The organism is Pseudomonadota bacterium (genome assembly GCA_034189865.1).
Taxonomy (GTDB): domain Bacteria; phylum Pseudomonadota; class Gammaproteobacteria; order UBA5335; family UBA5335; genus JAXHTV01.
Genome location: JAXHTV010000033.1, coordinates 15,635 through 27,452, shown reverse-complemented (window position 1 = coordinate 27,452; position 11,818 = coordinate 15,635). Strand labels below are relative to the sequence as shown.

At 56.5% G+C, this 11,818-nt stretch carries 9 protein-coding genes; 8 read left to right on the top strand and 1 reads right to left on the bottom strand.

All coding sequences use genetic code 11. The features are described 5' to 3' along the window. Both SVU69_12070 and SVU69_12065 read left to right on the top strand, forming a co-directional pair. Nucleotides 1–368: LysR family transcriptional regulator (locus tag SVU69_12070; GenBank protein MDY6943733.1), on the top strand; the 368-nt coding region annotated here is incomplete at its 5' end. 235 nt (nucleotides 369–603) lie between these two features. Continuing rightward, the gene (locus SVU69_12065) at nucleotides 604–2,475 is read left to right on the top strand and encodes an ABC transporter transmembrane domain-containing protein (protein ID MDY6943732.1); all 1,872 of its coding nucleotides are present in this window, start codon (nucleotides 604–606) and stop codon (nucleotides 2,473–2,475) included. 17 nt (nucleotides 2,476–2,492) lie between these two features. On the opposite strand, the gene SVU69_12060 is transcribed toward SVU69_12065, so the two are convergent. Continuing rightward, entirely contained in the window at nucleotides 2,493–2,993 is a 501-nt protein-coding gene (locus tag SVU69_12060; protein MDY6943731.1) for a DUF456 domain-containing protein, read from the bottom strand. A gap of 501 nt (nucleotides 2,994–3,494) precedes the next feature. On the opposite strand from SVU69_12060, the gene SVU69_12055 reads away from it, so the two are divergent. From SVU69_12055 to SVU69_12030, 6 genes are all read left to right on the top strand, one after another. Further along, entirely contained in the window at nucleotides 3,495–5,468 is a 1,974-nt protein-coding gene (locus tag SVU69_12055) for an FAD-dependent oxidoreductase (GenBank protein ID MDY6943730.1), read from the top strand. Next, entirely contained in the window at nucleotides 5,468–6,808 is a 1,341-nt protein-coding gene (locus SVU69_12050; protein MDY6943729.1) for a cytochrome c3 family protein, read from the top strand. The genes SVU69_12055 and SVU69_12050 overlap by 1 nt, the downstream gene beginning before the upstream one ends. Before the next feature lie 70 nt (nucleotides 6,809–6,878). Further along, nucleotides 6,879–7,463 (top strand): DUF3365 domain-containing protein, encoded by a 585-nt coding sequence (locus SVU69_12045; protein MDY6943728.1) that lies wholly within the window; start codon nucleotides 6,879–6,881, stop codon nucleotides 7,461–7,463. Nucleotides 7,464–7,702: 239 nt separating this feature from the next. Next, a complete protein-coding gene (locus SVU69_12040; protein MDY6943727.1) occupies nucleotides 7,703–8,911 on the top strand; it encodes an alginate export family protein in 1,209 nt (402 codons plus the stop codon). An 892-nt stretch (nucleotides 8,912–9,803) separates the two neighbouring features. Then, nucleotides 9,804–10,577: a hypothetical protein gene (locus tag SVU69_12035; protein ID MDY6943726.1), complete on the top strand. Its 774-nt coding sequence runs from the start codon at nucleotides 9,804–9,806 to the stop codon at nucleotides 10,575–10,577. A gap of 276 nt (nucleotides 10,578–10,853) precedes the next feature. Continuing rightward, nucleotides 10,854–11,558: an OmpW family outer membrane protein gene (locus tag SVU69_12030; GenBank protein MDY6943725.1), complete on the top strand. Its 705-nt coding sequence runs from the start codon at nucleotides 10,854–10,856 to the stop codon at nucleotides 11,556–11,558. Nucleotides 11,559–11,818 lie beyond the last annotated feature (260 nt).

The window sequence follows — 11,818 nt, the reverse complement described above, 5'->3', positions numbered from 1 at the left end:
CGATTCAGCTGATCGATCAGTGGATCGTCGACTATGACGAAGATGATGACATCGTCGAGGTGCTTTCCTATGGGCAGGGGCGCGATGAGCACACGGTTTTCGTGACTGCCTCGCTGCTCCTGAATTACCGCTACGACACGATCCTTCCGTCACTGGCCGGCGGCGTGAACATCAATGGTAGTGATGCCTTCCTGATTCCGGCCGTGACATTCGTCTTCGGTGATCACTGGCGGCTGAACTTCGAGGCGAACCTGTTCTTCCCGAACAATTCCAAGGAAATCTTTGGTCCGCCGGAGAACAAGACACATGTCCTCGGTACGACCGCCGACAGCAGCGTGTTTCTGACCCGGTTGAGCTACTACTTCTAGATAGAGCGTCGATGCGCCCAGTGAGCGAGTTGATTTGACAACGCAATCGCAACAAGCTGATCCTTCGGGGGCCGAGGCCTCCGAAGGATTGTCACGAGGCTGTTTGCTGAAATCCGCATCCGCTCAACCACTCCCTGAAGCGCATCGCCGCTGGGTTTGCTTTGGTCCCCTCGAATCCAGCGCTGTCTCGTCGATCTGCCGGGGGCGGCATCAGAGCTTGCCGCTGGCATGGCAAATGTGCTATTCGAGGGCCCTTTGTGTTGTTTCATTAAGGTGCACTTTGGAAAACCAACCCGTCGATTCCCCTTTGGCGTCGGAAGCCCCGGCCAGTGTCTCCACGCGGGACATCAAACCCTTACTGACGATGTTGAGTTTTCTTCGGCCTTATGGAGCGCGCGTGGCCGCAGCGGCGTTTGCGTTGGTGGTGGCCGCTTCCGGAGTGCTAGCGGTCGGACAAGGCCTTCGACTGGTTGTCGACCGGGGTTTTGCCAGCGGTGATCCTCAACTTCTCAACCGAATGTTGTTGGTGACACTGGCCATTGTGGGGGTGATGGCCATCGCCACCGCGGTGCGATTTTTTCTGGTCTCGTGGATCGGTGAACGGATTGCCGCAGACCTTCGCCTGGCGGTCTTCAATCATGTACTGACGCTGGATCCGGGATTCTACGAAACCAACCAGGTGGGTGAGTTGCAATCCCGGATTACAACCGACACCACGCTGCTGGAGACCGTGTTCGGTTCGTCTTTGTCGATCGCCATCCGCAATGTTTTCATGCTGATCGGCGGGATCATCATGTTAATTATCACCAGCCCCAAGCTGGCTTTGCTGGTATTGCTGGGTGTCCCGTTGGTGGTTTTCCCGATTCTGATCTATGGGCGGCGCGTCCGCCAGCTCTCAAGGAGAAGCCAAGATCGCGTCGCCGACGTCGGCTCTTACGTGAATGAGACTTTGCATGCTATTCGGACCGTGCAGGCTTTTGTACACGAGCCTGTCGATCGGATTCGCTTTCGCGAACGTGTCGAGCAAGCTTTCGCCGTCGCCATTCGACGGATCCGGCAAAGATCCATTCTCACCGGCATGGTGATTCTTCTGGTTTTCAGCGCCGTGGGCATCATTCTTTGGATTGGTGGCCGGGACGTGATGGCTGGACAGGTATCGGTGGGCGAATTATCGGCGTTCGTGTTTTACGCCATGTTGGTGGCGGCCGCCGTGGGCGCCATCAGCGAAGTGATTGGCGATTTATTGCGTGGGGTGGGTGCGGCGGAGCGGATGTTGGAGCTGCTTGCCAGTGAGCCTCGTATCAAAGCGCCGATTAATCCCACTACACTGCCCACACCTGCTGCTGGCCGGGTCTGCCTGGAGCAAGTGCGGTTTCACTACCCTTCCAGGCTGGAAGTGGCGGCTTTGGATGGTTTGAACCTGCAGGTGGAGCCGGGCGAACGATTGGCGCTCGTAGGCCCTTCCGGTGCCGGGAAGAGCACGGTCTTTCAACTGATTCTCCGGTTCTACGATCCCAATCAGGGGCGTTTGCTGTTCGATGGAGTGGATTTGCGTGCGGCAGCGCCGGCGGAGTTACGTTCTCGCATCGGGTTGGTTTCCCAAGAGCCTGTGCTGTTTGCCGCCGATGCCTGGGAAAACATTCGCTATGGTTGCGCCAACGCCAGTGAGCAGGATGTCATTGGGGCTGCACAAGCCGCCCATGCACACGAATTTCTAGAGCGTCTCCCGGAGGGTTACAACAGTTTCCTGGGCGAGCGAGGCGTTCGCTTGTCCGGTGGGCAGCGCCAGAGAATCGCCATCGCTCGCGCCATTCTGCGTGATCCGGCGCTTTTGCTGTTGGATGAAGCAACCAGTGCGCTGGATGCAGAAAGTGAGCAAAAAGTGCAGCAGGCGCTCGATACGCTGATGCAAGGTCGCACCAGTATTGTGATTGCCCACCGTTTAGCCACCGTCCTGAAAGCAGATCGCATCGCGGTCATGGATCACGGAACCATTCACGCCATCGGTACCCACCACCAATTGTTAAAGCAAAGCACGCTCTATGCCCGCCTTGCTGCGCTGCAATTTGGTGACGAACACCTGAAGGGAAGCATCGGCGGCGTCTAGTTCGGGCGATACGCCGTTTAGGCGCCCAAGAGAGGGATCACGAGCGGTGGCAGGGCCAAAATGGCCATGGCGATGATAATCAGGACCTTGGCGAAGATTCCGCCCAGCGTTCCGATCAAAGCGCCGAGACCCGCTCTCACCGCTTCGCCAAAGGCGCGACCCGCGATCATTTCAGCCACAATCGCGCCGATGATTGCGCCAACCAAGAAGCCGAAGGGGGGAAACCATATCAAACCGGCCAATGAGCCAATGATGCTGCCCCAAACCCCCGCTCGTCTGGCACCGTAGTATCGAGCCCCCACCACGGTCGATGCATACTCCAGTATTTGAGAGAGGATTGCCAAGCCCACCAAAATCGCGACGTGGTTGAGTGTGAGATTTGAAAAATCGGTCAGCCAAGCCGCGATCAACCCTCCCAGCGCAATCAGCGGCACACCCGGCACGACCGGCAAGATGACCCCCGCGGTCCCGATCAGTAAAAGCAAGGTGAAAACGACGAGGGCCAAAATTTCCATCATAGCGCCTCAGCATACACCATCACTGCTACCGACTTTAGTGCATCCGTGACGCAATCCCGGACCGGCCTCTATGCGGAATGACTGGCTTCTTTGATAGCGCCTTGAACGTCCGGGATCGCTATATATGGCGGCGTACAGTTCAGGGTCCGCGTCCGCCTATGTCATCGGTTTCCCGATTCAAAAACGGGTGACCGATTCGAGCGCCCTCGAATCGGTCCTGTGCCGTAGACGCACTATCGTGGTGCCGAGTCCGTTTTTTGGCGCTGTTGAAGTGCGTACAAGCGAACACTGAGCGTTTGCATCGTTCTCGACAGTTCTGAAAACCCCCTCTTTTTCTAGCAGGTTACGTCTGCTGGCACACCGTTTGCTATCGGGCAACCCTGAGCACGCACTGCTCATGGTCGACTGCGGCCGTTGAAGATCGCCGCCAACGCGAATTTTGTCCGCCTCGGCGCGGTTATGGCCGAATGACTCGCAATGACGCAAGGACATGCCCATTTCGTGACAGTTCCATCCGAAAACACCCCTTTGGGAATGACGGTCTTGGTCGTAGGAGGCGGGCCGGTGGGTGTTCACATGACCAAAGAGCTGTTGCGTCGGTCCGATGGCGTGCGGGTGGTGTTCTACGACGCCGACCCCTGGGGCCCCTACAACCGAATTCGTCTGACGCCACTGCTCACCGGCGAAGCCGATTGGATAGGGGTCGGAAATCCGCTACCGGAAGCGGACGATGAACGTCTGATTCAACGTCTGAACTGCCGCGTGACGCACATTGATCGAGAGACGAAACAGGTTGTTGATCAGTACGGTCATATTCAGCCTTACGACAGATTGGTTCTGGCGCTCGGTTCGGATCCCCACGTTCCTGGTATTCCCGGTATCGAGCGGTCTGGGGTTTTTACGTTTCGTGATATGGCCGATGCCCAGAAACTCGCTGCGCGAAAAGTCAGGACCCGGCACACGGTGGTGATCGGCGGCGGTTTGCTCGGTCTGGAGGCGGCACGTGGAATGCAGGGGCTCAACACCCGCGTGACCGTCATCGAGCAGGGCGGAAATCTTATGAACCGCCAATTGGATTCCGAAGGTGGCGGTTTTCTCAAACGCCGAATCGAGCATATGGGGATCGAGTGCATCTTGGGCGAAGCGGTGACCGAGATTGTGGGAACCGATCGCGTCGAAGGCGTGCGGCTGCGATCGGGGCAGGTCGTGGAATGCGACACAGTGGTCGTCTCCGCCGGAATCAAACCACGAATCAAACTCGCCCGGGAGGCGGGTTTGAGCGTTGGACGGGCCATTCGGGTGGATGACCACATGCGGACATCCGATCCAAACGTTTATGCCGTGGGTGAATGTGCCGAGCACAGGCAGGTGGTCTATGGATTGGTCGCGCCGGGCCTGGAACAGGCGGCCGTGGCCAGCCACAACATTCTGGGTGGCAAGTCGATCTATCAAGGCACGGTCGCCGCGACCAAACTGAAGGTGGCGGGTGAAACGGTCTTTAGTATCGGCGAGTCGGGATCGAATCGACCGGATGCCACCTTTGATTACCTGGCGTTCCGTTCCGACAGCGGGGGAGTGTATCGCCGCTTGACCCTTTGGCGAGGGCGGGTGGAGGGCGTCATGGCAGTGGGCGACTGGCCGGAACTCAATCGCATCCAGGATGCGGTCTTGAACCGCCAACGATTATGGCCCTGGCAACAGTGGCGTTTCAAGAATCAAGGGCATATTTGGCCCGATCAAACGGCCACCAGCGTGGCCGACTGGCCGAGTAACGTCACGGTGTGTAATTGCACCGGGGTCACCCGCGGGGATCTTGGTGTGGTGTTGGCCCATGGCGTGGCGAGCGTCGATCAACTGGCTGCGATGACCGGTGCGTCTTCCGTCTGCGGCAGTTGCAAGCCGCTGCTCAACGATTTGGTTGGCAGCGCCGCGACCGCCGAGCCGGTCAAGGGGGCGCGGTGGCTAACGCTATTTTCCGCCGTGGCATTGATCGGTGCCTTGGCAACGCTCCTTCTCGCACCCGTGCCATTGGCGGATTCAGTTCAGGATTGGCGTTACGCGCTCGATTCGATCTGGCGGGACGGCGTTCTAAAACAGTTTTCCGGATATGGCCTGCTCGGACTCACCGTGGTAGCGGCGACGCTTTCTCTGCGAAAGCGCTACCTGCCTAAGCTGCCCGGAGGTTACGACGGGTGGCGTTTAGTTCACACCCTCATTGGCGTGTTGATTGTCGTGACATTGTTTTTGCATACGGGTTTTCGAGTGGGCATCAACTTGAACCAATTCCTGTTGGTGAGTTTTGTCATCGCCCTGTTGTTCGGAGCGGCAAGTGCATCAAGCATTGCGGCCTCTCACCGACTGACACCTCTGTGGGGTCGTCGAGTTCGCTCAGCGCTTACGTGGGTCCATATCCTGGTGTTATGGCCGTTGCCGGTGCTGCTCGGGTTCCACATTTTGTCTGTGTATTACTTCTAGTGGGTGGGAATACGAAGTTCTATTGGGTCGTCTGGGGGCTGCTGAGCGTGATGCTCGCGGGCGGTTTGGCTTGGGCGTTGAGTGGACCTGCCCGCTCGGTTTTTCTGATCGGACAGACCACCCATGGCCACTACCAGATCGAGTTGGCTTGTGAGAGCTGTCACGTCGATACCTTTGGCGGGATGGAGTCCATTCAGCAGGCATGTGTGGACTGTCACGGAGCGGAGTTGGCGGCTGCCGATGACAGTCATCCGCGAAAGAAATTCACCGATCCGCGTAACGCCGATAAGGCGGAAATTTTGGACGCGCGTTATTGCGTGACCTGCCACACGGAGCACCGTCCCGAACAGACCCATGCGATGGGGGTCACTTTGCCGGATGACTATTGTGTGATTTGCCATGCCGAAGTTGGAGAGGAACGTCCCACCCATCAAGGGTTGGAGTTCACCACGTGCACGAGCTCCGGCTGTCATAACTTTCACGACAACACAGCGCTTTATGAGGACTTTCTCGCGCGCCATTTGAAAGAGCCTGCGATTCTCGAGGCGCCCTTCGCACCGGTGCCAGCGGTTTTCGAAGTGAATTCCGCGGTCCGATTGACGTCGGATCAAGCGGACAGTCCGCCGACTCACAAGGATCCCGAGATCGTCGAGCGGTGGGCGGCTACAGGCCACGCGGCTCAAGGCATCAATTGCAGTGACTGCCATCAGCCCGACGAGGCAACGCCGTGGAATGCCTCGCCCGGCTATCAGGTCTGCGGGGATTGCCATGAGTTCGAGCAAGCGGGGTTTCTCGCCGGAAAACACGGCATGCGTTTAGCGGCCGGGTTGTCTGCGCTCCAACCGGGTATGGCGCGGCAACCCATGCGTCTGGATTCACTGGACCGAGAGTTAGGTTGCCAGAGTTGTCATGGCGCCCACGATTTCGATACGCGCCAGGCCGCAGTCGAATCATGTGAGTCCTGCCATGACGACCAGCACACGCGCAACTTTCGCTCGTCAAAGCACTTTGAGCTTTGGCAGGCCGAGCAAGATGGGCGTGTTGCCGCAGGGGCGGGTGTGAGCTGCGCGACCTGCCATATGCCGCGGGAGGTATATCGCGAGCAGGGAGTCGAGCGCGTCCGAGCCAATCATCATCAAAGTCACAATCTGCGACCTAACGAGAAAATGCTTCGCGACGTGTGCATGGATTGTCACGGGCTTGGTTTCGCCATCGACGCGCTCGCCGACCCGTCGTTGATTGCTCGTAATTTCAATGGTCAACCCAGTCGCGTCGTCGAGAGCATGACCTGGGTGGCGGAGCGTCTTGAGTCCGCCGACAGCCGGGAGCGCTCGGAATGACTCTGGGGCGACCGCAGCGTTCGATTCGAATATGCCAACAATCACCATAGTTTAGCCAAGGAGTAGTGTCATGCCTCAGTACAATTTTCGTCTCGCGGGTCTGTTCGTGGCTTTGGGTATCGCCGGATTGGCGGGTTGCGAACAAACCACGCAAACGACCTCTGGTGGAATTGCGCCGCAGAAAATGGCAGACGGGCTCCACGCCGTCATGGCAGCTGACCGGACCGTCTACACCAAGCAGGTGGTTAACCGTCTCCAAAATGTCGAAGGCGTGATCAAAGCCAGCGAATACTGGGAAGACGACAAAGCACTGCCGTTGCCGGCTCAGATGTTCCGTTATGGATCCGAGTTGGTCGCCGAGCAAGACCCGGGGTTTAGCTATTCTTTGTTGTCGCTCTGGCCTGTCAACACGCAAAACGGTCCAAAAACGGACCTGGAAGAGACAGGTTTGCAGTACATTGTCGACAATCCAGGAAAGAACTACTACGGCGAAGAGACGCTCGGTGGTCAGAAATACTTTACGGCCCTGTACCCCGATACCGCGGTGGCGGAAGCGTGTGTGAGTTGCCACAACGATCACAAAGATTCGCCCCGTCGTGATTTCGAATTGGGCGACATTATGGGCGGCGTGGTCATTCGGATTCCCGTTGACTAGAGCATATGCAAACGTTGTCATATTGCCGTCATGACTTTAATAAGCACTTAGATCGATCTTCTGAAGTCAGCTTGTTATTGGTTGGCCAGATTTCGGCCGGTGGCCAGTGCTTCTGTCGGGCAACGTGGGCTTGTGGAAAACTGATCGATCGGCAAACCGCCTATATCTGATCGATCGCTTTACTTTTCGAGAGGGGGGCGGCCCTCGCACGTGATCGTGAAAACATAAGGAAATCGAAAATGGTTAATGGAACCAAGACGACGGCTTTAACCGCCACGGCGATGGTATCGATGCTCGCGTTGGATCAAGCTTCCGCGAACGCGCTCACGGACGCGATCAACGGCGGTACGCCAAACGTGGACTACCGAATCCGGGCCGAGATGGTTGAGCAAGACGGCTTCACCGAAGATGCCGAGGCCTTTACTCAACGGCTGCGCTTGGGTTACCGCACGGGTAGCGTGGGAGGATTCATGGGATTCGTCGAGTTCGAACACGTGGACGCCTTGGGGGCAGAAAAATACAACAGCACCCAGAATGGTAAAACCGAGTTTCCTGTGGTGGCTGATCCTGAAGGCACCGAAGTCAACCAGGTTTACTTGGATTACGCAGGCGTTCCTGACACGCTCTTTCGGTTAGGTCGACAAAGACTCATTCTCGATAACGCACGGTTTGTCGGTAACGTCGGATGGCGGCAAAACGAACAAACCTTCAATGCGGTCAAGGTGGAAAACAAGAGCTTGACCAACACGGTCCTCAGCTATAGCTATCTGGACAAATCCAACACGATTCTGTTCGGAGAAGTTGATCTGGAAGGCCACTTGGTTAATGCGACTGTCAAGCCGGTCGACTGGGCGAGCATCACCGCCTACGGCTATTTCCTCGATTTCGAAGTGGATACCGGGCCGACAAAAGACACCAAAACGTTCGGGTTGCGGGTGACCGGTGGCGTTCCTCTCGGGCAAGACGTGAAACTAAACTATACCGCCGAGTATGCGGATCAAAGCGACTACGCTGACGCCACGGATATTGTCGATGCCGACTACTATTGGGTCGGAGTGGGCGTGACCTTCGCCAACGTGTTGTTCTCCGTGGACCAGGAAGTTCTGAGTGGAGACGGAACCTACAACTTCCAAACGCCATTGGCTACCAAGCATGCATTCAACGGCTGGGCTGACAAGTTCCTGGGTGATCTGATCGCCGGTGGTGATGGCTTGGTGGACACGATGGTGAAAGCCCAAGTCACGGTGAGTGGCTTCAAGTTTATGGCCGTCTACCATGACTTCAGCGGCGATGAAAGTGGCGATGATTTCGGCACTGAGCTGGATTTGCTCATCTCTAAATCATTCACTCCCAATCTTTCAGGTCTGGTCAAGTACGCCGACTATGACGCGGACACTTTCGCAACCGATACGCGAAAGTTCTGGGTCATGGCGAATTACAAATTCTAATGCCGGGGTCCACCGCCCAGTAGAGGGAAAGCACTGAGAGATCGTGGCCCGCGAATGACCTTTGGGGATTCGCGGGCCATCACGTATATGAAGAATCGCCAGTGCAAGAAATCTTGCCATTGGCCTGTCGTTTGCCATTATCTAATTATCGCGAGGATTCACTAGGCCCAAGCCTTCGTGAGTCAAATTAGGACGTTGTGCTTTGGAGCCGGTCGCGGGTTCGTTCGCATGCCGCTGTTCCGAACGGGGTGCGGCGCGGGTAATGAGGATGTCAGGTGGGTTCGATCCGGGATTTGCAATCGTTCTCCAGCTGATCTATCTTCCCATTGCAAAATATAAATATGACAGGAGACTAACTCGATAGTTCCGGTGCTGCACCGGAAGTATTGGCTCAGGTAGCAAAATATCGATCCTGCGCGTTTCGTCTCACGACTTTTTAAACCAAGTCATCGCTTTTTTCGACCGCAACGCTGCCGGCTTCGGCTCTCATTATCAAGGTTGAGACAACGTTCTTGCAGCGTGTTCGTGCTCCTGGCTTTTAGTTGACGCACAGATTGGGAAATCTCCATTTTTTAGGTGTGGTGAGTCTTTCTTTTAGGGTGCGACCATGAATTTAGCGCTCAGGTCGGGAATGGACGTTGACTTGAAAAAACGCATGCCCGGTTGCTAAACGACGCGGGGAAATTGGCGGCGGCCGATCGGGAAAGCCGAGTGACGAGTCGCGTTATAGACTCAATAATACGATTTGGTATCTCAAGGAGGATTCCAGATGACATGGAAGTTCTGCTCGGGCAGCACGGCCCGGAAACCGTCGACATGCCCATCATTCGACTGGGCAGTCTGCGGGCGAGGCAGACGGAAGTTATGGGCTACGTTATTCGTGCTGGTAGCGATGCCGATCGATTTTGCTTCAGCAGCCGGTCCTCGGCCGGGAGACATCTATATCAACCTTGGCGCAGGCTTGCTTACACCGGAGTTCGGGCTCGGGGAAGACGGCGCGCGCGACCTACTGAGTACAACCACTCAGGGGCAGAGGATTACCGTTCCGGTTTTGGGATTGGGATCGATCGATCTTGCCCTTCCGCTGGAAATCAGTGCGTCCGGGGGCTCGGCTACGCGAGTGGAGGCCGAAAATCGCCCCATGTTGGCGATAAACGGCGTCGTGGGCTATCAATTTAGCCGCCACCTGGGCGCGGAGTTTGGCGCCGGTCTGACGCTGCCGCGAATTCTTTTAGAAGGCCCTTTGGTCACTCGTGTCATTTCCAACGATCCCGAGTCTATCACCATTAAGGTGGCGGCACCGGCGATCATCCCGTTGCATCTGCAGGGGGTATACACCTTCATGCCGGAATCCACACTAAGCCCCTATATCGCCGTGGGTGTGCTGATCGCCGATTTGGGTAATCGGTTGGTTTTCAATGAAGCCACCGATCTGACGGCATCAGGCGGTCTGGAATTCGGCTACGTTGCAGATATCGGTGCCAAGATTCAATTCAGCGAAACGTGGTATGGACAACTGGGCGCTCGCTACGGGCGGATCAGCGATCCGGAGTTGAAAGACGAAAACGGTAACGAGTACGACGTAGATGATCTCGAAGTTCGAGAGATTCGCTTCAGTGTGGGGGTCACCTTCGGCACCGAGTTCGCTTCTTTCCTGGCTCGATAGCGCCAGGTCAGTTGTGAACGATTGGCCTCGAAGCATGAGTATTCTCTGAGATCAGAGTGATCCTCGCGCGGTGGGATGGATTCCGCGAGCCGGGAAGCCCCGGCAGACCCTGGAGACGACGGGAAAATGGAAGGGAATAAGGACATGATGCAAACCACGCGACCACTTCTCTCGGCAGGGATGTCCGGGTACCGGAGATCTTCACGTTTTAGCCGCAACCAAGTATTTCGCTTCGCGTTCGCGGCAGTCGCGGGCTGGGCTTTGTCTGGATTGGGAATGTCCACAGCCATGGCGGCCGGCCCTTTAGCCAGAGAGTTTTATTTGCAGGTTGGAGGCGGCATTTACGGACCCGATTTCAAACGGGCGGATAATGCTAAACAAACCATTGATGGTTCGGAAACGAGCACGCTATCGATCGCCGGTCTGATCAATATCACCTTGGGCGGCGGAACTGATGAAGTTGAACCACCGCCCGAGAACGTGGACGTTTTGGCATTCGGCGCGATGCTGGGGTACAAGTTTACCGATCGGCTCGGTTTGGAACTTGATCTGGACATTATTTTTCCGGAAATTCAGATCAACGATGTGGGCGGAGGTGATGTGATCGGTGGTGACAATAACGCCGGCGAGGTCAACATTCTGCAGCCAGAGATTCTCCCGGTAAGTGTCAATCTGGTATACACCATGTTTCCGCGCGGCTTTGTCAGCCCTTACGTCGGAATCGGGCCGGTAATGGCGTTTCTTGAAGATGGCCGGGCTTGGTCGGATTCGGGAGCGGTACTGAAGTTCGATGGGCCAGAATGGGGTGTTCTGGCTAAGGCCGGAGCTATGCTGACCCTGACTCAGTCGAGTTATTTTTTCGGCGAGCTGCGTTATACGTATATCGATGAGCCCGATGTGACAACCCGCAGTGGGACGGCCATCGAAATGGACTCATTTCAGGCGTGGCATATCAAAGGTGGGGTCGGTTTTCGGTTCTAATGATCCTTGCGGCTGACCTAAGAATGGCTGTATAGCCAGCTCGACACGACGGTTTGAGTCGCGCATTGTCAGTTGGCGGTTGGTCTGCGATTGGCTGACTCGCTTGTGAGGGCGCTCAATGATGATTCGGCGCCTGATAATGGCGGAAACGGCAACCTAAGAGGTTGCCGTTTTTTTTTTCTGAGAGCGTTGTAACGACTTTGATGGCGGTCTTTGAGCGTGCCCGCGGTATCGCACGAATGTGGTGCGCCAAGGGTCGG